This is a genomic window from Natranaeroarchaeum aerophilus (genome assembly GCF_023638055.1).
Taxonomy (GTDB): Archaea; Halobacteriota; Halobacteria; order Halobacteriales; family Natronoarchaeaceae; genus Natranaeroarchaeum; species Natranaeroarchaeum aerophilum.
In genome coordinates this window covers 98,592-120,078 of sequence record NZ_JAKRVY010000001.1, presented here as the reverse complement: position 1 = coordinate 120,078, position 21,487 = coordinate 98,592, and the positions used below count along the sequence as shown (strand labels likewise).

At 62.9% G+C, this 21,487-nt stretch carries 18 protein-coding genes; 8 read left to right on the top strand and 10 right to left on the bottom strand.

Annotated features, from left to right (window positions below):
• The first annotated feature begins 10 nt into the window (after nt 1-10).
• Nucleotides 11-562 (top strand): DUF1684 domain-containing protein, encoded by a 552-nt coding sequence (locus tag AArcSt11_RS00565; protein ID WP_250593677.1) that lies wholly within the window; start codon nt 11-13, stop codon nt 560-562.
• Nucleotides 563-1,633: 1,071 nt separating this feature from the next.
• On the opposite strand, the gene AArcSt11_RS00560 is transcribed toward AArcSt11_RS00565, so the two are convergent.
• Genes AArcSt11_RS00560 through AArcSt11_RS00550 form a run of 3 tightly spaced genes read right to left on the bottom strand, consistent with a single transcriptional unit; the run spans nt 1,634 to nt 4,914 of the window.
• On the bottom strand, nt 1,634-2,314 hold the full coding sequence (locus AArcSt11_RS00560) for a class I SAM-dependent methyltransferase (RefSeq protein WP_250593676.1): 681 nt from the start codon (nt 2,312-2,314) through the stop codon (nt 1,634-1,636).
• A 49-nt stretch (nt 2,315-2,363) separates the two neighbouring features.
• Nucleotides 2,364-3,593 (bottom strand): homoserine O-acetyltransferase MetX, encoded by a 1,230-nt coding sequence (gene metX, locus AArcSt11_RS00555; protein WP_250593675.1) that lies wholly within the window; start codon nt 3,591-3,593, stop codon nt 2,364-2,366.
• 28 nt (nt 3,594-3,621) lie between these two features.
• Nucleotides 3,622-4,914, bottom strand: a complete 1,293-nt coding sequence (locus AArcSt11_RS00550) for an O-acetylhomoserine aminocarboxypropyltransferase/cysteine synthase family protein (RefSeq protein WP_250593674.1) — start codon at nt 4,912-4,914, stop codon at nt 3,622-3,624.
• 505 nt (nt 4,915-5,419) lie between these two features.
• On the opposite strand from AArcSt11_RS00550, the gene AArcSt11_RS00545 reads away from it, so the two are divergent.
• The 5 genes from AArcSt11_RS00545 to AArcSt11_RS00525 all read left to right on the top strand — a co-directional run bounded on the left by AArcSt11_RS00545 (nt 5,420) and on the right by AArcSt11_RS00525 (nt 10,334).
• Nucleotides 5,420-6,394, top strand: coding sequence for a PstS family phosphate ABC transporter substrate-binding protein (locus tag AArcSt11_RS00545; RefSeq protein WP_250593673.1), 975 nt, complete (start codon nt 5,420-5,422; stop codon nt 6,392-6,394).
• A 6-nt stretch (nt 6,395-6,400) separates the two neighbouring features.
• Nucleotides 6,401-7,321, top strand: coding sequence for a phosphate ABC transporter permease subunit PstC (pstC, locus tag AArcSt11_RS00540; RefSeq protein WP_250593672.1), 921 nt, complete (start codon nt 6,401-6,403; stop codon nt 7,319-7,321).
• Nucleotides 7,321-8,181: a PstA family ABC transporter permease gene (locus tag AArcSt11_RS00535; RefSeq protein WP_250593671.1), complete on the top strand. Its 861-nt coding sequence runs from the start codon at nt 7,321-7,323 to the stop codon at nt 8,179-8,181. The genes pstC and AArcSt11_RS00535 overlap by 1 nt, the downstream gene beginning before the upstream one ends.
• Nucleotides 8,178-9,059, top strand: coding sequence for a phosphate ABC transporter ATP-binding protein (locus tag AArcSt11_RS00530; protein ID WP_250593670.1), 882 nt, complete (start codon nt 8,178-8,180; stop codon nt 9,057-9,059). Before AArcSt11_RS00535 ends, AArcSt11_RS00530 begins: the two co-directional genes overlap by 4 nt.
• A 72-nt stretch (nt 9,060-9,131) precedes the next feature.
• Complete coding sequence (locus tag AArcSt11_RS00525) at nt 9,132-10,334, top strand: MFS transporter (protein WP_250593669.1); 1,203 nt, start codon at nt 9,132-9,134, stop codon at nt 10,332-10,334.
• A 95-nt stretch (nt 10,335-10,429) separates the two neighbouring features.
• Here the strand turns inward: AArcSt11_RS00525 and AArcSt11_RS00520 are convergent, their stop codons facing one another.
• Nucleotides 10,430-11,488 carry a S1C family serine protease gene (locus AArcSt11_RS00520; RefSeq protein ID WP_250593668.1) on the bottom strand — a complete coding sequence of 353 codons (1,059 nt, stop codon included), beginning with the start codon at nt 11,486-11,488 and terminating at the stop codon, nt 10,430-10,432.
• A 123-nt stretch (nt 11,489-11,611) separates the two neighbouring features.
• On the opposite strand from AArcSt11_RS00520, the gene AArcSt11_RS00515 reads away from it, so the two are divergent.
• A complete protein-coding gene (locus tag AArcSt11_RS00515) occupies nt 11,612-11,929 on the top strand; it encodes a DUF5783 family protein (protein WP_250593667.1) in 318 nt (105 codons plus the stop codon).
• A 55-nt stretch (nt 11,930-11,984) separates the two neighbouring features.
• A complete protein-coding gene (locus AArcSt11_RS00510; RefSeq protein WP_250593666.1) occupies nt 11,985-12,344 on the top strand; it encodes a NifU family protein in 360 nt (119 codons plus the stop codon).
• Here AArcSt11_RS00510 and AArcSt11_RS00505 read toward each other — a convergent pair.
• From AArcSt11_RS00505 to AArcSt11_RS00480, 6 genes are all read right to left on the bottom strand, one after another.
• Complete coding sequence (locus AArcSt11_RS00505) at nt 12,341-13,249, bottom strand: ketopantoate reductase family protein (protein ID WP_250593665.1); 909 nt, start codon at nt 13,247-13,249, stop codon at nt 12,341-12,343. The genes AArcSt11_RS00510 and AArcSt11_RS00505 overlap by 4 nt on opposite strands.
• Nucleotides 13,250-13,279: 30 nt before the next feature.
• Complete coding sequence (locus AArcSt11_RS00500; RefSeq protein WP_250593664.1) at nt 13,280-13,573, bottom strand: hydrogenase maturation nickel metallochaperone HypA; 294 nt, start codon at nt 13,571-13,573, stop codon at nt 13,280-13,282.
• 195 nt (nt 13,574-13,768) lie between these two features.
• On the bottom strand, nt 13,769-15,016 hold the full coding sequence (locus AArcSt11_RS00495; protein WP_434803484.1) for an OFA family MFS transporter: 1,248 nt from the start codon (nt 15,014-15,016) through the stop codon (nt 13,769-13,771).
• 118 nt (nt 15,017-15,134) lie between these two features.
• Nucleotides 15,135-15,338, bottom strand: coding sequence for a hypothetical protein (locus tag AArcSt11_RS00490; RefSeq protein WP_250593663.1), 204 nt, complete (start codon nt 15,336-15,338; stop codon nt 15,135-15,137).
• 64 nt (nt 15,339-15,402) lie between these two features.
• Complete coding sequence (gene polC, locus AArcSt11_RS00485; protein ID WP_250593662.1) at nt 15,403-21,054, bottom strand: DNA polymerase II large subunit; 5,652 nt, start codon at nt 21,052-21,054, stop codon at nt 15,403-15,405.
• Nucleotides 21,055-21,474, bottom strand: a complete 420-nt coding sequence (locus AArcSt11_RS00480; RefSeq protein WP_250593661.1) for a PPC domain-containing DNA-binding protein — start codon at nt 21,472-21,474, stop codon at nt 21,055-21,057.
• Between the last annotated feature and the right edge of the window lie 13 nt (nt 21,475-21,487).

The following is a 21,487-nucleotide window of genomic DNA, read 5'->3' as shown; positions in this document are numbered from 1 at the left end:
TACTCCGGGTATGAGCGATACCGAGTTCGACGTCGACGCCTGGGAGGAGGAGCTGCGTGCCCAGCGCGCCGAGAAGGACCGCTTTCTCGCCGAGCACCGCCAGTCGCCGATTCCCCCCGAGGAGCGCGAGGACTTCGACGGGCTGGAGTACTTCGATCCCGACCCCGAGTATCGCGTCGACGCCGCCGTGACCGTCCACGAGGACCCTGCCCCCGTGACCATGGACACCAGCGCGGGAACCGAGGTCAGGTACCTGCGGGAGTTGACGCTCGCGTTTCTGGTCAACGGCGTCGAACAGCATCTCCACGCCTACCAGCAGGACGGCGACGAGGGCTACTTCGTTCCCTTCCGCGACAAGACGACCGGCCAGCAGACCTACGAGGGCGGTCGGTACATCGAGTTCGAGAGCGACCGCGAACTGGAGACGGGCGATGAGATCGTCCTCGATCTCAATCTGGCGTACTCGCCGTTCTGTGCCTACAGCGAGACGTTTGCCTGTCCGCTTCCGCCCGAGGAGAACTGGCTGGATGTCGTGATTCCGGCGGGCGAGAAGGATCGGTGACGGTTCTCCCGCTTCCACGCTGAACCCCACGAGTTTAGTCGTGGGTAGCTCAAGAAGCGTAATCAGATACTGCGGATACAAGAAGGTATAGGCCACACCCAATTGCCATTATTGATCCTATTACTGGAAGAAATGCGTGGGTGAACAGCCCTTCATAGTTAACGGCTGGAAGCAAATAGTTTGTTGACAAAATCAATAGAAGTCCAACTAATCCTGCCGCCGTGACCATTCTATTCATACTCTGTGACATACATGGCCTGTCATTTATATTGTTATGAATGAATAGAAAATATGGGTCTACGAACGATGAGCGATCGAAAATCAATATACCGCTGATCGCATGTCGCCGGAGCGCGCGGCGTAACATTGTAACATTATTTACAACGTCACATTTGGTTGCTCTCCTGTTCGCTTCGGGAACTGACCGAGATGATGTTGTCGACGATACTCGAAATTCCTCGCCGCAGTCTCCGTATTCGGTTGACTCACCGAGTGAAGTACAGACGCCCCGAAAGCCCCCGCGCCGCTCGGCGGCTCTGCGCCCGTGCGCTCCTCGCTTCGCTGCGGTGCTTGCTGGCCGCGGACCCGCCGAGCGCCACGGCCCCTTTCGATCCACCCGACACAGCCTCACCCTCCCCACCCTCGTCGCTCCACTGCGTTCCGCGACATCCACCGAAGGACTCGACGTGCTCGTCCTTCGAGCCTCTGCTCGGATCCCTCGCCAAGACCTCGCACAGGTTGGCTGGCGACGAGCGCCAGCCAGCGCGCGCCACTGCAACCGCCACGGCACCGCACTCCCTGCGGGGCCGCGAGCGCGTGCCGTCGGGCCGCGCGAGCCGGGGAAGGGCAGGCGTGGGTGCTGTCCTGGCGGATCGAAAGGGCGAGGGGCGCTGGCATTTACCTGGTCGTCACAGCGACCCCCTATCGCCGGAGGCGATATGTCGCTGTGCGACTGCCAGCGGCCCGAGGGCTTTCTGGGACATCCGATACGTGGTGTCAATCACGTTCTCCAGACCGAGCCAGCACGACACCCGGCCGAAGTCGCACCGACGACACAGAACCAGACGGTTCCTAGGGCGCGATGCCGACGGTCAGCAGCGTCCCGAACTCACGATATCGCTCGACCATCGCCTCACGACTGTCCCACTCCTCGGTCGGAAATTCGCTTGCGGGCGGGATCTCGGTCTCACGATCCGGAACCGTGTCCTGCTCGGCGACGTGAAGCCCGGCCTCGCGGAAAGCCGCGCGATACTCCGAGCGATCCCACCGGGTCATCTCGATTTCGATGAACTCCTGCCACTCGTGTGAGTGAACGTTCTCCTCGTAGTAGTTGACTGCACAGTAGAAGGTGCCGCCGGGCCGGAGGATCCGCCGGATCTCCCGGAGCGTCTCGACGGGATCGGCGGCGTAGTAGAAGGCCTCCATCGAGAAGACGTGATCCACGCTGTCGTCCGCAAACGGCAGATCCCCGAAGTCACCGATCAGGAAGCCGACGCTGTCGTCGTCGGTGTACTCGCGGGCGTTGTGTGCCATCTCGGGCGAGCCATCGAGGCCGTAGGCCCGGCCCGCGCCGCCAGCATCGCGCAGCGCTCGGGCGGCGTAGCCGCTCCCACAGCCCAGATCCAGTACTGTCTCGCCGTCCTCGACTGGCATCCGCGAGAGGACGTGTCTCGCCGTGTGCCAGTGTCGTTGTTCCATCCCCCGATCGCGTCCCTCGCTCGCCCAGTCGTCGAACTCCTCGCGAACGCTCATATCGACACCAGGCCATCGACCGTAAAAACTGGTTCGGGACCGACCGCGCTCAGTCCGAAAAGAGGCTGGTGTGGACCGGCGCGAACTCGCTTTCCTCCCGCGGGTCATCGTCGTCGGTATCGGTTACGGCCTTCCCGTCGACGCCTGCCGCGAGGAAGTCCGCGACCGGCGGGCCGACGCTGTCCGGTTCGACGAGGAAGGCGTCGTGGCCATGATCCGACTCGACGACGTGGTGGGCGACGTCGACGTCGCTCTCCCGGAAGCTTCCCGCGAGCGCCTCTGCCTGCTCGGTCGTGAAATGCCAGTCGCCGGTAAAGCTCATCACGAGCGCCTCGCCGGTGTAGGCTGCGAGCGCGTCGGCGTCGTTCTCGTAGCCAGAGGCGAGGTCGTAGTTATCCATCGCCCGAGTCAGGTACAGATAGCTGTTGGCGTCGAAGCGGTCCACGAACTTGTCGGCCTGATAATCGAGATACGACTCGACATCACGGTAGGGGAAGAAGGCGGCCGCGGCATCCGTCGGAAACGGCTCGCCGCCGGCGTCCCGGCCCGCCGCACGGCGGCCGAACTTCTGGCTCATCGAGGCCTTCGAGAGGTACATGACGTGGCCGATCTGTCGGGCGAGCGCGAGGCCATCCGACGGCGGCTCGCCGTCGTAGTAGTAGCCCCCGTTCCAGTTCGGGTCCGCCCGGATCGCCCGCCGGGCAATGGCATCGAGCGCGAGACACTGGGGATCGACCCGCCCTGCGGTCGCGATGGGGATCACTCTCCGCACGTCGTCGGGGTACTGTTTGGCCCAGTCGAGCACGTTCATGCCGCCGACGCTGCCGCCGACGACGGCGTGCAGTCGGCCGACGCCGAGCGCGTCGAGCGCCTGCCGCTGTGCGCGGGTCCAGTCGCCGACAGTTACGGGCGGGAACTCCGGTCCGTACGGCTCGCCCGTCTCGGGGTTCGTGCTCGCCGGGCCGGTCGTGCCATAACAGGAGCCGGGGATGTTCACGCAGACGACGTAGTACTCCTTCGTGTCGATTGCCTTGCCGGGCCCGACGATGTTCGACCACCAGGCGTGGGCCTGCCCGCCCGTGGGCTGGGCCTCCGCCGGTTCGTCGTCCAGCCGCCGGTGCCCGACGTGGGCGCTGCCCGTCAGCGCGTGACAGACGAGGACGGCGTTGTCGCCGTCGAACTCGCCGTAGGCCTCGTAGGCGACCTCTAGCTGCGGGATCGACTCGCCGCACTCGAACTCGAACTCGCCAAGCGAGAGGACGCCGGCGTCGGCGTTCATCGGCATCCCTCCCGTTCTGTGCGCCCACTCATTGTGCGGTCGCCTCCTCGATGGCCGCCTCGATATCCGCGAGGATGTCCGCGGGGTCCTCGATCCCGACCGACAGGCGCACGAGATCGGGCGTCACGCCCGCTTCTTTCTGTTCCTCGGGGGTGAGCTGGCCGTGGGTCGTGCTCGCGGGATGGATCACGAGCGTTTTGGCGTCGCCGATGTTCGCGAGGAAGCTCGCGAGCTCCGTTGCCTCGCAGAACCGTCGCCCGCCGTCGTAGCCGTTTTCGAGACCGAACGCAACCATGCCACCGTATCCTCCCTCCAAGTACTTGGTTGCGTTGTCGTGGGTCTCGTGGCTCTCCAGACCGGGGTAGGATACCCACGCCACGTCGTCGTGCTCTGCGAGATACTCCGCAACAATCGCGGCGTTCTCGCAGTGTTTCTCCATCCGGATCGGCAGCGTCTCGACGCCCTGCAGGGTCTCCCAGGCGTCGAACGGCTTCTGCTGGTTGCCGAGACTGCGCAGCGAGCGGTATCGGACTGCAGCGGTAAAGGGTGTCTCCGGGAAATCCCGCGTGAAGTCGGTGTCGTGATACGCCGCGTTCTGGCCCGCGATCTCCTCGTAGCCGCCCGCAGCCCAGTCGAACTCGCCGTCCTCGACGAGGACGCCGCCGACCGTGGTCCCGGAGCCGTGGATCCACTTCGTGGTCGACTCCCAGACCACGTCCGCACCGTGTTCGAGCGGGCGACAGAGCGCGGGCGTCCCGAACGTGTTGTCGACCACCAGCGGGACGTCGTGGGCGTGGGCCACCTCGGCGACCGCCTCGAAGTCCGGCGTCACCAGCGAGGGGTTCCCGATCGTCTCAACGTGAACGTAGGCCGTGTCCTCGTCGATGGCCTCCTCGTAGGCGTCGATGTCGAGCGTCGGGACGAACCGGGCCTCGATGCCGCGTCGTTTCGCGGTGTGTGAGAGGTACGCCGAGGTGCCGCCGTAGGTGTCAGTCGAACAGACGACGTTGTCGCCGACTTCGGCGAGCACGAGCGTCGCCGCGTCGAGCGCGGCCATCCCGCTACCGGTCGCCACTGCACCCGCTCCCCCTTCCAGCGACGCCAGTCGGTCTTCCAGCATCGAGACGGTCGGATTGCTGATCCGCGAGTAGATGTCCTCCTCGCGATCCAGCGCGTACAGCTCCGCGGCGTGGTCGGCATCGTCGAAGACGTAGGAGGTCGTCTGATAGAGCGGCGGTGCGCGCGAACGGGTCGACGGGTCCGGCGACTGCCCCGCGTGGAGGCTCCGCGTTCGAAACTTCGAGAGATCCCGGTTAGTCATGTGTACTGTGCATATATCTCCACACTCCTATAACTGTCAGTTACGGCAATATTCGCAAATATTGTCGCTTGTTTGCATGACCCATGCTGTTTTTACGTGCTGGGAACCAGAAATTCTTACTTCTACCTGTGTCGGCAAGAGTTCATGTAAACCGTTGTTTTGTGGCTGCTTACTCCAGTTTAGCAGTCTCCTCACGCAATGGTCCGACTGCAGAGCCGGCGAATACTACCAAATGGGGTTGGCGGCCGTTAGCGACAGTGTATCGCCCGGACTCGGTCCGATCAAGGTGATACTGCAGCTGGTTGAGGAACAGCGACTGTACAGCTGACTGTTTTTACACCGACATTTTCGGGTAGCGCCGATCTATCGCCATCTGCTTCCGTTTCGGGATCCTGAATGTGTCTTTCTCACAGGGATCGCAATTTTCTCCGGCTTTACGATGAACGGCCCGAATTTGCTGGAGTGAGAGGGGATACATGAGTGTAGCCTGTACGAACTCTCAACGATGACACGAGACTACTCTCGTCGCGACGCACTGGGGCTTCTCGGTACTGGCGCTACTCTCGGACTTGCGGGCTGTTTCGGTGACTCGGACTCCGCGGTGCGGATCTCCGGGGGTGTCGGCCCGCTGCCGATGGTCGAAGTCTGGGCGGACCTCTACGAGGACGACCACGATGTCTCCTTCGACATCAGCGGTGGCGGCACCGGTGTCGGCGTCTCGGACGTTCTCAACGAGCAGGTCGACATCGCGATGATGGGCCGCCAGCCCGACGAGGCCGAGATCGAGCAGGGGCTGTTCGCGGTACCCATGCTCATCGATACGGTCGTCGGGACGGTCAACGAGAACAATCCTGTCCTCGACGAGATTCAGGAACACGGGCTCTCCCGCGAACAGTTAGAAGCGATCTTCACCCGCGAGATCACCAACTGGGGCGAGCTCTACGACACCGATGTCGACGAGGAGATCACCGTCTACGGGCGGTCGGACGCCTCCGCGGCGTACATGCAGTGGGGCGACTTCCTCGGCGGTGAGGACCACGCTCACACGGAAAACGAGATGGAAGAATGGTCCGACGGTAACCACGACGGCGACCAGCGCGTCGCGCAGGCCATCGGCAACGACGAGTCGGCCATCTCGCTGAACAACATCAACTACGTCTACGATCTCGAAAGCGGCGAACTCGAGGGTGATATCCGACCCGTCCCGATCGATCTCGATGGGGACGGCACCCTCTCCGAGGAGGAGGATTTCTACGAGACCCGCGAGGAGTTCCTCGCCGCTGTCGAGGACGGGATCTACCCAGCGCCGCCAGCGCGGGAGATGTTCCTCTCCTCTGACGGCGAGTTCGAGGACGAGGCCTACGAGTTCGTCGAGTGGGTCCTCTCCGAGGGCCAACAGTACGTCTCCGATAACGGCTACGTCCCGCTGGAGGAGGACCGAGTCGACGAAGCACAGACGAATCTCGACGAGGGACCGTGATCCGGAATGGCCGAATCGACTGACACACCCCGACTCGGACAGCGACTCCGAATCGAGCGCGTCAGCGAGCTGTGGCTCCGGATGGCAGGCTACTTTGCGATCGCGCTGTTCGCCCTGATCGTGCTCACGCTTGTCCACCGATCCCTGCCGCTGCTCTCGGAGTACTCGGTGGTCCAGATGCTGACCTCGACTGACTGGGATCCCTCCCAGAACAGCTTCGGCTTCCTCCCGGCGATCGTGGGTACGGTCTACGTCGCCGTCCTGTCGATGCTCATGGGGACCCCGATCGCGATCCTGACGGCGATCTACATCGCAGAGTACGCCGAGGGCCGGATGAAGACGCTCGTCTCGTCATTTATCGACGTTCTTGCGGCGATTCCGAGCGTGATCTTCGGCCTCGTTGCGCTGGTCGTCGTGGTGCCACTCGTCGGTGACTACCTTGCGCCCCTCTTTGGTGCCAGCGCCACCGGGTTAGGAATACTGACGGTCAGCCTTGTGATGGCGATTGTCGTTACGCCCTTTATGATCTCGCTGTCGGTCGAGTCGCTGGAAGCGCTTCCTGACGAGCTCAGAGAAACGTCGCTTGGCGTCGGCGCGACCAAATGGGAGACGATCCGGTCGGTGCTCTTGCGTGCCGCAGGCCCCGGCATCTTCTCCGCGGTCCTGCTCGGCTTCGGGCGAGTCTTCGGCGCGACGATCGTCCCGGCGATGCTGATCGGCGGGCAGACACAGATCCCCGACTCGCTGTTCGCGACGGGCCAGACCCTGCCGACGCTGATCGTCAGCGACTTCGGCGAACTGATGTCGATCCCGATTACGCAGTCTGCGCTGATCTTCGTCGGGCTGATGCTGGTCGTCGTCGTCTGGATCTTCAACTTCGGCGCGATGTTGCTCCAGCGCCGCCTCCGACGGAGGTGGCAGTACTGATGGATCGCTACGCGAAGCAGCGCGCCTTCGGCGTGCTCGCCAGGGCCGCTGCCGGCCTCGTCGTCTTCGTCATGGCGGTCGTGATCGGCGTAACGATCTTCCGCGGGGGCCGCGTCCTGCTCGCCGACCCCTCGATCGTGGTCTCCCCGCCGGGATCGCGCTACGCCCTCGAAGGAACGGGCGGGTTCTTCCACGCCGTCCTCGGGAGCGCGTTCATCGTTGGCCCGGCGACCCTCGTGTCGATGATACTCGCAATCTCGACCGCAACCTACCTCCAGAGCGACTACTCCAGCGAACGGTTCTCGGACGCGGTGAACATGTTCCTGAACGTCCTCTGGGCGACGCCGCCGATCGTCTACGGTGTGTTCGTTCTGACGATCGTCATCGCGGTCGGTGCCCGGACGAGCCTGTTTTTCGGCATCATCGCTATCGCCGTCTTCCAGTATCCGATTATGACCCGGTACATCGACGAGGCGCTTCGGTCGGCCCCCGACACCGTTCGGGAGTCGACCTATGGGCTCGGTGCGACGCGGTTCGAGACCGCGAAGATGACTGCACGCGCGGCCCTGCCCGGCATCGTCGCGGGCGTCATCATGGGGTTTGCCCGCGGCATCGGCGACGCGGCGACGGTCCTCTTTACCGCCGGTCGCAGCACCAATATGCCGAACGGCCTCTTCGAACCGGCGACGACGCTGCCGGTCCTGATTTTCGACAACTCGATGTCGTTCAACGAGGAAGTACGAGCACACGCGTACGCGGCGTCGTTTGTCCTGATCGTCGTCGTGCTTGGCCTGATCGTCGTCTCGCGCCTGCTCGCGGGACGGTTCGCACAGTACGTACCCGGAGGTAGACACGCATGACTCGACCCCCAGCGATTCGAACGGAGAACCTGTCAGTAACGTACACCGGAAACGAGGACGTCGAGGCGGTCAAAGGCGTCAACATCGCGTTTCCGGAGAACCAGTTGACCACGATTATCGGCCCATCGGGCTGTGGTAAGTCGACGCTGTTGAAGTCGCTCAACCGGCTCCACGAGATCCAGCCCAACGTCGAGATAGAGGGCGACGTGTTGCTCGGCGAGGAGTCGATCTACAATACCGACGACCCGGCCCCGGAGATCCGCCGCCGGATCGGCTACGTCCCGCAGACGCCGACGCCGCTCCCGCTCTCGATCTACGAGAACGTGGCCTACGGCGTTCGCCTCCACGGCGAGTACGAATCGAGCGAGGAACTCGACGAGATCGTCGAGACGTATCTGAAGAAGGTAAACCTCTGGGAGGAGGTTCACGACCGTCTGGACACGCCCGCGGCGTCGCTCTCGACGGGACAGATTCAGCGGCTCTGTCTCGCACGCTCGCTCGCAGTGGAGCCGGAGGTCCTGCTCTGTGACGAAGTAACCTCGGCCCTCGATCCGATCTCGGCCGAGCGCGTAGAGGAGACTCTCGTCGATCTGAAAGACGAGTACACAATCATCATGGTGACACATAGCATGAACCAGGCCAGACGGATCGCCGACGAGGTTGTTTTCCTGTACCTCGGGGAGGTCATCGAGCGCGGTGATGTCCGGTCGTTCTTCGAGAATCCGAGCCACGAGCGCACGAAGCAGTTCATCGGCGGTCACGGCACGGGAGCCGACGCTGGCGATGGAGACGACGACCCCGACAACGGGACCGAGCAGTCCGCGTCAGCGAACACGAATACCGATGTGGATCAGCGTCCCACAACGCCCGCCAAGTGACACGAGTACGATTTCGGGCCGGACACGACGCGAAACATAACAGGTAACCTGATCGCAGACTAATACCATCGCGTGTCTTCGACGCGACGCGAACGCCTCCTGCTCGCGGCGGTCATCTACGTCGTCTTGCTCGCGCAGGTGTTGCTGTACCCCGGTCTCGGCCAGCTCGTCGCGACGCTAGGCGCGACGACCGAACTCCAGCCCCGGATGTGGTTTCTCGGTGCCGAGTTCGCTGCGTTCATCGTCTTTGTCGGGGTCTGGGGGGCGATCAGCGACGCGACGGGGCGACGGGTCCCCTGGATCGTCCTCGGCGCGCTCGGCGGCGCACTCGGCTACGGCCTGCTGGCCGTTCTGCCATGGCTGTCGCTTGCCACCTTCGAGACCGTCCTCCTCTTGCGCGTCCTGCAGGGCGCGGCGACCATCGGCGCGTTCTCGCTGGCGATCACGATGCTGATGGATCTCGATGGGGGCCACGGCCGCAACATGGGTGCGGCGGGAATTGCCATCGGCCTTGGCACCGCCATGGGTGCGCCAATCGGCGGACAGCTAACCGAACTCTCCCCGCTAGCCCCGCTGTATGCGGCGACCGTCCTGCTGGCACTCGTCGGCGTGCTCGTGTCGTTTGTCGAGGATCGCGCACCGCAGGGCCGACGCAGTACGCGCGAAGCGCTCGCGACGATCCGGCGGACGCCGACGCTGTCGATCCCCTACGCCTTCGGGATGATCGACCGGATGACGGCGGGGTTTTTTGCGCTCGTCGGCGTCGCGTACTTCGAGGCGACCTTCGATCTCTCGCCCGGTGAGAGCGGGATCATGCTCGCGCTGTTTTTCGCTCCCTTCGCCCTGCTGCAGTACCCGCTTGGCGCTCTCTCGGATCGGATCGGGCGGACGATCCCCATCGTCCTCGGCTCATCGCTGTACGGCCTCGGGATCGTCGCCATCGGCCGCGCCGGGACGGTCGAACTCGCCGGGGCGGGGATGGTCCTCATCGGCGTCCTCGGTGCGCTGCTCGCGCCCGCCACGATGGCGCTCGTAACTGACGTGGCCAGCGATATCGACCGTGGCACGGCGATGGCCGGATTCAACCTCTTCGGCAGTGTCGGCTTTCTCGCGGGCTTTCTGGTCGGCGGCGCGATCGCCGACGCCTACACCTACCCGCTCGCCTTTCTCGTCGTCGGCGGACTCGAAGTCCTGATCGCCCTCGTCACGCTACCTGTCTTCCTCAAACTGGGGCTCGGCGACGCGCCGTCCTCTCCGATCAGTTCGTCAGAGTGATCTGTATTTTATATCGTGACATGTGATTTATTACTGGACGTTTCGTCGCGGTAGCAGTTGTCAGGGCCATCGAACCGCAGAAATCCAGAACGCCGTCAGGCGTCGTTTCGAGACCCGAGTGTCACCGATATGGACTGCTCAACGCCGTCGCGGATCACTGTCATCGATACCGTCTGTCCGGGACTCGTTTCGAGCGCGAGATACGACGAGAACGCGTTCCCGTCGGGAATCTCGGTACCGTCGATGCCAACCACGATATCACCCTCGCGACTCGCCGGATTTCCGTTCGTCTGTAGTCTGCCATCGACTGGTCCGCCCGATTCGACACCCGCGATCAGCACGCCACGGGCCTCCTCCAGGTCGTTCGCCTCTGCGATTTCTGGAGTAACTGGTGCGAACCGAACACCGAGGTACGAGTGTTCGTACTCGCCGGTCTCGATAAGCGAGGGAACCACGCGGCGGGCGAGCCCCGCCGAGATGGCAAAGCCGATGTTGTCGCCCCCGCCCGCAAAGATGACTCCCTCGACATGGCCATCGAGGTTTACCAGCGGCCCGCCGCTGTTGCCCGGATTTACGGCGGCGTCGGTCTGGATCGCGTCGGGGATGTTGAAATCGGTCGGGCTCGGTAGCGATCGGTCGACGCCGCTCACGATTCCACGGGAGACCGAGGCGTCGAGCCCAAGCGGGTTTCCGATCGCCACGACTTCCTGCCCGACGACAGCATCCGATTCCGACAGGCGAAGCGGCGTCGCTGATTCCGGCTTCTCATCGACGTCGAGCACCGCGAGGTCGCTGTGCGGATCGGTGCCGACAATCGATGCCGATCGCCACGCGCCGCCCTCGAACTGGACGTCGATCACGTCGGCTCCCGCTACGACGTGATCGTTCGTGATCACGTGCTCGTCGTCGTAGACGAAGCCAGTCCCTTCTCCCTGTCCGAACTCCGATCCGGTTACCTGCACGAGTACGACGGAATCGATCACCGCCTCGTAGACTGCCGCGTACGGGCTCTCCGCGTCGGATTCTATCTGCGGGGACGACGCCGCTTCGCTCTCCTCGGACTCCGGCGCATTCACACACCCTGCGAGCCCCCCGACGAGCGCCGCGCCGGTCGCCGAGAGGACTCGCCGCCGTGTCGTCTCCGTGTCCGTCATACTCTCAATATAGTGCGCCGTGCGGATATATCGCTCGCACGGGGTCGTCTCACCCGTGCTGTGGAGAGAACGAGACAGTGGGATTTCGGCTTGCTTTTGTGTACGAACGGCCTTACGCCGAGTATGAGCGAGTTCGACCCCGAGAAGTTCGAGGACAAGTACGTCCACTACTTTCCCGAACTCCAGCGCGCGTACAAGAACGCCTTCGAGACGATGAACGACGCGTACGACTCCGAACTGATCCATGCGATCGACCAGCAGATCCTCAATGAGAGCGAACCGTTCTACGAGGATGGCGAGTTCCGGATCGAGCTTCCCGAGAATCCGACCGAGCGCGTGACGGCGATCATCGTCGACGACGAGAAACTGGAGCAAACGCTCGACATCTACCTCGACGAGATCGAGGCAGAGCTCGAACGCGTGTTCGGACTGACGGAGTAGTCGCCAGCAGGCCCGACTCCAAAGGTCTAAGGACGCTGGCTACGTACGAATGGATATGAGCACCGAGACGGCAGAGGGAGACGACCTGGAAGAGCGCGTGGCGAACTTCCTGCGACGGAACTTCCCACAGATCCAGATGCACGGCGGTAGCGCGGCCATTCAGGACATCGACCGCGAGACCGGTGAGGTCCACATCCAGCTCGGCGGCGCGTGTAGCGGCTGTGGTATCTCCCCGATGACGATTCAGGCGATCAAGAGCCGGATGGTCAAGGAGATCCCCGAAATCGAGAAAGTCCACGCCGGAACGGGCGACGACGGCGGTCACGGTGGGGGCGGCGGCATGAGCCCATCCTTCCCAGGCGAATCCAGCAGCGACGACGCCGACGCCGACGAAGGCCCGCAGGCACCCTTCTAACGTATCCCGTTGTTCGTGTTTTCGCGCTCCCACGCCCCGAGTAGCCCCGCCAACGTCCGGTTCACCGGCACGTCGATCCCGTGACCCTCCGCACGCTCGAGGATTGCTCCGTTGATCGCCTCTATTTCCGTGCGCCGCCCGGAAAGCACGTCCTGATACATCGAGGAGTGGTTTCTCGCCGTCGCGTCGACCACCGTATCGACTCTTGATCGGACGGTTTCGTCGGCTAGATCAACTCCTTCGGCTCTGGCGACGCGTGCCGTCTCAACTGCGGCGGTACGGGCTATCTCACTTGGCGGTTCCTCCCCGAGAGCACCGTTTCGGACGCGTGAGAGTGCGGTGACCGGGTTGATGCCCGCGTTGACTGCCAGTTTCTCCCAGAGTCGGCGCGGCATATCCGGTACTGCGCTGGCGTCGATGCCTGCAGCGGTGAACGTCGCGGCGATATCGTCCGCGGTGGATGACGTCCCACCGTTGCGTGCGCCGAGCGTCACCTTTCCCTTCCCGGTACAGTCGACGTGACCCGGCTCGTCGAGCCGTGCGCCATAGGTCGCCGTCCCGGCCAGCACGGGATAGTCGAGATGCTCACTCAGGGTCTCCTCGTTTCCGATCCCGTTCTGTACCGATAACGCGACGTCGTACTCCCCAGTTGCGAGGCTCCGGGCGGCGTCTTCCGTATCGAAGCTCTTGACAGTGACGACGGCCAGATCCGCCGTCAACCCCGTTCCGTCGGTCGTCGCATCGGGGCGTACTTTCTGGTCAAACGTCCCGGTGATCGACAACCCACCGGAACGGACTGCAGCGATGTGAGGGTCACGACCGACAAGCGTTACTTGATGTTCGCTGCCAAGGAGTCCACCCAGTAGACTCCCCAGGCTACCCGCCCCGAACACGACAATCTCCATACCCGACGTGCACGTCGCGCGGCGAAAAAGCTAGTCCTCCGTCCAGTAATATAGCTCTTCACCGCCGGCACCACAGGCCGGACAGTCCTCGGGCATGTCCTCTATCTGGCCCATTTCCCCGCACTGCCAGCACCGCCACATCAGGTCCATCTCGCCGTAGCTCTGTCCCGACCGAAGATGGTCGACGGATTGGGCCTCGGCGTCCGGATCGAGTCTGACGTAGAACCCGCTCTCGTCGAAGCCGCGAACGGTGCCGAGTTTGGTTCCGTCGTCGTTGTACACCGCCGATCCAAGCGATACGTCGGACTTCGTTTGCTGGCTCATATGGGACCGTACGACACGATCGGATATAAACGCCGCAGGGGAGCCTCTCGGACGGCTGAGACGAGTGAACTGGGTATGACTGATATACAGGTGTAAACTATATGTGGCTATATAGAATTGATACTGCACTGCTGTGAACTCGAGATACTTCTGTGCAGGCGGAGAGTCACCGGCCGCCGTACCGGATGAGATGGCTCACTGCGGCGCACGCAGGAAGATCCCGGCAACACCAGCAGCCAGAGCCAATGCGCCGCCGACCAGGAACGTGGCATCCCAGCCGATGATGCCGACGAGCCACCCGACGACGCCGCCGCCGAACACGCCACCCCACAGTTTCCCCGAGTAGACGAGCGAGTAGTTGGTCGAGGAGTGTTTGGGCCCGTAGTAGTCGCCGACCAGACTGGGAAACAGCGAGAACTGCGAGCTCCAGAAGAAGACGGCGATGGAGACGGTCAGTACGTACCCGACGCCGCTGTCGATCCCGGCGAGGACGACGATTCCAACCGTTCCGACGCCACAGGCCAGAAACGAGAGTGCGGTCACGCGCTCGCGGTCGAATCGATCGGAGAGCGCGCCGACGACGAGGCGGCCGCCCCCCGAGGCGATCGGCAGTGCGGTTGCGGCGACCGTTGCGACGCCAGCCGTCAGACCGGCCTGCTCCGCGTAGAGGATGCTCCGGGCGGTGATCATCAGCCCCGCAGCGCTTACCGCGATGAACATGAAGTACATGACCCAGAACTGCCAGGTCCGGACCATCTCCCGCCAGGTGTACTGGACCCGGCTGGTCTCCGGTTGCTCGATCCCGCCGTCGGTCGATCCCTCGTCCGTCGCCTCGTGCCAGCCCACGGGCGGGTCCCTGAGTACGACGGTCCCCACGACGATACCGACCGCGATGAGGACGCCCATGCTCCAGAGGCCGGTCGACAGTGCATCCACGTTGACCATGTAGCGAACGAACGGGACGAACGCCGCACTCCCGGCGGCGAAGGCCATCGTACCAATTCCGGTGGTCAGTCCGCGCTGGTCTGGGAACCACTTGACTGCGGTGTTGACCGCAACCGTATAGACCATCCCGACGCCGACCGCGCCGATCCCGTAGGCGGCGTATACCTGCCACAGTTCGGTGGCGAAGGCGAGCGCGACATAGCCGCCGCCCGCGAGCAGTCCTGCGACGAACGTCACCGCTCGCGGACCGTAGCGGTCCCGCCACCAGCCCGCCGGGAACTGGATCAGCGACATCGCAACGACGTACAGGGTGAAGACAAAGCCCAGCGCGGACAGCGAGGCGTCGAGTTCGGCCGCGAGCGGTCCTTCCAGAGACGACCAGACGTACTGGTACGGGCTCACGAGTGCCATCATCACCGCGGCGGCGGCGACCTGCCACCAGCGCGAGTACCCTAGCAGCGACTTCGCTCGCTCGTCGATGTCGGCAGCCGTGTTCACACTCCAACGAGGGGCAAGCCCCGATAAAAACGTGGCGTCGCCGCTCGATTGGATCTCCGAGAGCTGGGACTTGGTTGATGCCCATCGTCCCCGTTCGGTAGTCGATCGGGGACGGTGTTCACTCGTTCCACCCCTCTAGCTCGTCCATATCGCTTCTGTACCAGTGTTCGAGTAGCACTGCCACGAGGATCACCGCTGGAAGAATGCCAAGCGTGTACAGACCCATCACGAACAGGACGGCAAAGAGCAGGGTCGTCGTCCCGACCTGCACGCCCATGGTCTGCTCGCCGAACCAGTCGACGAACCGTCCGAGTAGCGACATTGTCCGTAGGTTGGACGCGCAGGATAAAAACCCCGGCCAAAAACCACTCTGGCGCCCCCTCTTATCACATGAAGTCCGCGATCCCGCTCTGTTTGTTCGTATCATCCTCGAAGATACTCTCCAGTTTCATCTCCAGCACTTCGAGGCGCTGTTTCGTGTAATCGCGCGAGCCGAACTCGTCGGCGACCGTGATCGCAGTCTGCATGTACTTGTTGACCGATCCCTCGTGAACCGTGAGGTTCACACGTCCGCCACACTCCCGGCACTCCCGGCTCAGCGGCATCCGGCGGTACTTCTCCCCACAGTCCAGACAGCGGGTCTCCTGCCGCGAAAAGGCCCGCAGGTTCCCGATCAGATCCGGCAGGAAGTGATACTCGATGACGCGCTCTGCGACGTCGGTCTCGTCGACCGCCCGCAGTTTCCGCGATATCTCCAGTTGGGCGTCCATCTTATCCATCATCGAGCCGAGCGTCTTGTACGCCGACAGGTCCGGCCCGAGCGCGATATTCGCGGTGTCGTGGGTGTGCCCGAAGTCGGTGTACTCCCGATCGGTCCCCAGCGTCGCCTCGGCGATCTCGATGTCGACGTCCTCTGGATCGACCATCTCGCGGGCCGCCTCGTAGAACTCCAGGGGGTACTCGTCGACGACGTCGATGTTGTGAGCCTCGTCGTCGATCTCGGCGGGATCGATTCGGGAGGACATTACTAATGGGGCGTCCATCGAGTTGTGCGCATAGAGCCAGTTAGCTGTGAAAATCGGCTCACCTCCGACCTGAAGGTCATACAGATATCCATTATAATCGACAGTATCAACGGATTGTATCTTCAGATATGACAGATCACCGTTCACCAGCGGGCGAAGATCCTCAATCTTTGATTCGGCAGCAGCCGGAAGTGATCGGCTGTTGAGCTCTTCGAATATCTCGGTAAGTTTGGCCAATGAGATGTTCGACCGACGCTTGAGATACTTTGGAATGATCTCTTTGATATCTCGTATCTCCATTTCGCGTAGTTCCCGCAGCGCCTCAGGAATTGCCACAACGAGACTTTTTGGTTGATACGGTTGCTTGCCGTTCAATACGCGGTGCAAGGGATTGTCAGTTGCTCCGCCTGAAACGGTAACCGCATAGATCGGCTGTCGATTCCCTGGGCGGTTCTCCTGATACGAGATGTTCGCAACAAGTCCGAACCGGTGAAGCAGGAAGACCATTCCATCTTTTACATCTTCGCTGGTCGTATGGAACGCAACCGTCGTACAGTTATCGTCCGTACTATCGCTTCCGTCACCCGTGATGAATCCCCGTAGAAACGCTCGGGCAGTGTCCAGCGGTGCGTTGCGGATACACTCGGGGACCGTTTTTTCACTGGAACTGTAGCTATCATGTGCACCGAGGCCGAGATCAGTCAGCACAGCACGGAAGACAGCTGGGAACCGGAGTTCGTAACTTCGGTTCGACCACCGTCGCTCGGGCTCGTGACCGAGTGTCGATTCGATTATATCGGCTGCATGATCGATCACGTCTTCGTCCGAGTTGTGGATGGTTGGACAGACACTCGAACGGGACCCCTCAGCGACATACAGTCCCAGCAGCCAGGCGAAGTCCTCGTCGATGTCGATCTCGCGTGCGATCCCATCTGTCGAACCCTCGAACCCGATTTTTAGATCTGTCGGGATCTCATAGCCAGCCGTGTCGAGAATCGTCGTAAATTGTTCCCACGAAATTTTTCGTCTCGAGAGCCGGTACGACAGCCCGCTGTCGAACGCCCTGTGTTCTGGACCCCCCCTCTCGGTCGTTTCCCAGATCGTGGTGAGCAGATCCTCGACGTGGTCATCGATTACGACGTACGGCTTTTCCACACACTCAGTTACGTCGATCGTCGTTTCGGTCGGTTCGATATCGAGCTGTTGGGGCGCAACAACGAGATCGCCCTCCGACAGTTCGGCACCAGCGATCTCTTCGATACCGTTCTCACCGTAGCGGAACAGGCTGTGGTGTTTCGTCAACTCCAGTGATCGCCCGAATTGCGTTTCGATCCGAAGCAGCTCTTCGTCTGTCTCGTATCTGATGGCTTTCTCGATGGGTTGCAGTGATGCGTCGTGGTTGTTATCAAACGCATAGGTCTTCCAGCCTTCCGAGCGACAGGTCTTTTTTCGGAATTTGCCGTCATATTCGATCGGCGAGTCCAGTCTGTTCCAGAACTCTTCAAAAGTGAGAAACCGTACGTTTCCTGTTGGATCAGTAGCAACGAGCCGTGAGTTCTCTGCGACACTTCCGCCGCGTTGATCGGGGAGATACGTCTTACTGAAGTTCAACAGCCCGTCCATGAGCAACATTACACAGTCCTCGTCGCCATCGCACTGACCAGACAGCAACTTATTCGCTTCAAGAGTGTTCGTTTGTTCAACTGTCAGGCAGTACGTGTGCTCTACGTCGGATTCGCTTATCTCGACGCGTTCGACGGTCTCGGTATCCGTTTGACCACCGTCTGCGGACACTGCCTGTGTTGATGCGGTTCGGTCAGCGGGTCCCGTAGAACGGGTCGGAATGGAGTCTCCGACTTCTATCTGACTGGCTGGCACTCGCTGTACGCCGTCTTCCCATCGAAGCATCGAATGGTCCGGGGTGACCCGGAGCTGCTTCCCGCTGGTTGTCTGGATCTTTATCAGGTGGTTCGGCGACGGGTGTTTCGAGATCGTCGCGATCCGCTGCTCAGTCGACTGGCCGTCTTCGTCCATCGATGGGACATACAGTGGCTGGTCGAGTTCTTCGACCAGTGTCCCGAAGTCATCCGTTCTCGGCTCGTCGAGGCGCTCCTCGACGAACTGTTCGATCTCGACTCGCTCCCACTCTCCGTCGGGTGAGCGATATGTGATCTCCGTCTCGGGATGGAAGCAGTTCCGGCGTTTTGCCGCGTGAAAGAACGGATGCGCGTACCCCACGGCTGCGCTCGTAAAGCCGATTACGCGTCCGACGGTTGCCGCGCTGGTGTGGGGGGCCATCCCGAAGACGAGCTCGCCGACCAGTTCCTCGCGGTCCTCGACCTCGTAGTAGGGGTCGAGCCCGTAGTAGCTCTCCAGCAGGTCGTCGACGAAGTCCGCGGTCTTGAGCATGTGTTCCGCCGCGCCGTCGGAGAGAACGACGTCCTGCACTTTCAGCTCGACGAGCTGGTCCTCGTGAGTTAACGCCTCGCCGTGGATGTCCTCCTGATAGCCCAGCCCGCGTAGCTGGTCGACCGTGACGTCCAGTTCGCTCGCGCGGACCGACGTGATCGGCAGGTCGGTCATGTCGTACCGGACGGTGCCGTCCTTGAACGAGGAGACGCCGTGTTTTGCACGGAAGACGCCTTTCTCCATCGGCTCGGGCGTTTTGTTGTGCGAGGACAGCCCCTTGACGCCTTTGAGCATCTCGAAGGCGTTCTCGCGTTCGCCCACGGATTCGAGCGCATTGCGGTACTCCGCGTGGACGTCGACGACGCGCGTCTCCACGCTGGTGCCCTCGACCTCACAGTGGTCGCAGTAGACCCGGCCCGACTCGTCGGGGTACAGCCGGCTTTCACAGTCGGGACACTCGTAGTGTGGCTCCGTATGGCCGTTACACTCCGGACAGCGGGTTTTGAACGTGTGTTCGCCACAGTCGACACATTCACGGCGGCCGACCTCGACTTCGACCTCGCCGGGCGTGTCGGTCATCGAGTCGGCGTGTTTGGCCGCGTCGGCGACGTTGCGCTGGGTACCCCCGGCCTCGCCGATCGGGAAGAGGGTGTGAACGGCGGGGCTGAGCTCGCGTGATTCGGACTTTTCGGGTCGGCCCATCCGGTTTCCGACACGGGTCGGCGAGCGTTCCCGGACAGTGAAGGGTGCGACCTCGTTTACGGCTTCGACGGCGTTGGGCCACGACCGGGCGTCGGCCGACAGCTCGTCCCACGTCCGCGTGAGGTCCTCGCCATCGACTGCGAAGCCAAGCGAGCGCACGAACGGCCGCCACACGGGGATCCGCAGTGTCGTGTCAGTCTGGGTGTGTTCGAGCAAGAGCGCCTCGATGGCCTCCCGGACGGTCTCGGAACGCGGCAGTACGAGCACGTCGAGGATCGACGGCTCGACGCTCTTGTGTTCGATCGCCGGAACGTCCGCGTCGACTGTCCCGTCCTCGACGGCCGCGACGAGCGCCTCGAACGCCTCGACGTCGATGTCGTGCCAGAGACAGGTGTGGTTCGGGTGCAGGGGCGCGTCGTACTCGGTGGCCCAGTCGAGCGCCTCCTCGGGGTCGGGGTCCGCGAGATCGACGCCCGGATCGTCCCGCATCGCCTGGACGTCCGCTCCGGCCGCCTCGAACTCCTGGACCCACCACTCGACGGTGTAGCCCGCGGGCACGAGCTGGTGGTTGTTCTCGACGAACTCGCCGTAGTTGACCAGATACTCGCCGACGTCGAGGACTTTCTCGACGCCGTTTCTGATCTCGATGGCCTCCGCCGGGTCGTCGATCTGGCGGACCTCGCCGTTGGCCAGCCGGACCGTCGGCCCCTCGATGGTGTCGACCGGCACGACGCCTGCGGCCTTGCCGGGCAGCTCGGTCTTGATCTGGGTGCCGGTCGCGAGGAAGTCATCGACCAGATGCATCGTCGCGGGATGGACGCCGGCGGTCGCGTTGCCGTGATTCCGTGCCCGCCCGTAGTGAAGGCGGAAGCCGCCCTCCTCGCTCGGGTGTGAGAAGACTGGCCTCCCGGCGATGAGGTCCCGGAGGAACTTGCCGTTCGGTTCGGCCCGCGGCGGTCCCTCGCGCTCGGCCGGTTCGTCGGCTTTGTCAGCCCCGGCCTCGCCGCCGTCTTCGTCCTCACTCTCGTCCTCGTCGCCTTCGTCGGCGTCCCCGTCGTCCTTGCCGATCGTACCGTCCATCAGGTCGTCAAGCCAGGGCCAGTCGACCTCCTCCAGATTCCGCGTGTAGCGTTTGATCTTCGGGGCTTTCAGCGCGATCCCCTCGGCGAGGACGAGACACATCCCGCCACGGGCGCTGTTCGTCTCGATCCGTTCGAGATCCCGGAAGCCCGAGACTTCCTCCTCGCCGGTCGCCTCGCCGTCGAGCATGATCGGACAGTTTCGGGTGATGAACTTCGTCTCCTTGTCTTTGGGCGAGTACTGCAGGCCGGTTTCCTTGTCGTAGAGGCCGACCTCCTCGGCGTAGCGCTCGACCTCGTCGTCGCGGGGCTTGAACTCGTCGACGTCGAGCAGCGAGCGAGCGTAGTCGGCGACCAGCACCGACAGCGCCTGTGCGGTCCCGCCCGCGGAACGGATCGGCCCGGCGTAGTAGACCGCGACGAACTCGGTGCCGTCGTCGTTCTCGTTGATCTCGACGCGGTCGATCCCCTCGATCGGTGCCGCGACGACGCCCTCGGTCAGCAGGGCGACCGCCGTTCGGACCGCGCCTTCGATCTTGCCGTCGCGCGAGTCGTACTCGCCGACCCGCCCCTCGACGAAGTCAGTCACGAGTTCGAGTGCGGCCTCCTCGCGGCTCATCTCCCCTTCGAGTTCGCGGACGCGCTCGGCAACGCCGTCGATGCCGAGGATGTTCTCGACGCGGTCGGCCATGTCCCTGGCGATGGGGATCTCGACCTCCGGCTTCGGGTCGCCGCCGCGTGCTTTCGCCTCGCTGGCGACGTCCATCGCGGCGTCGAGTTCCGTTTCCAGCCGGTCGAAGTAGCGTTCGTCTTCGTCTCGCATCTATAACCAGAGATCCAGATCGGTTCGTTCGTCGTGGTCCCGTTCCAGTGATTCTTCGAAGGTCCGCATGTACACCTCGCCCGCCCAGACGGTCGCGGCATCCAGATGCCCCGCGAGGGCCTCGCCGCTCGGCCGCGAGAGGACGGCGTGGGTGTGAGCGAACCGCTCGCCATCGAGCAAGGAGACGTTCCCGACACAGCCTGCGACTTCCAGCGGTTCGTCAAAGGAGACGCACTCGTACTCGGTGGTGTCCTGATCGTAGAACCACACCTCGGCGTCCTGGACCGCCCCCAGTGCCGTGAACCACGCCGCGTCGGCGTCGACCTCGCCCGCGAGGGCTTCGATCTCCTCGCGCCAGTCCGCACCGTGCTCTAAGCTCGCGAGGTACTCCCCGGTCGTCGTGACCTCCCGATAGTTCATAGCCAATTGGCCG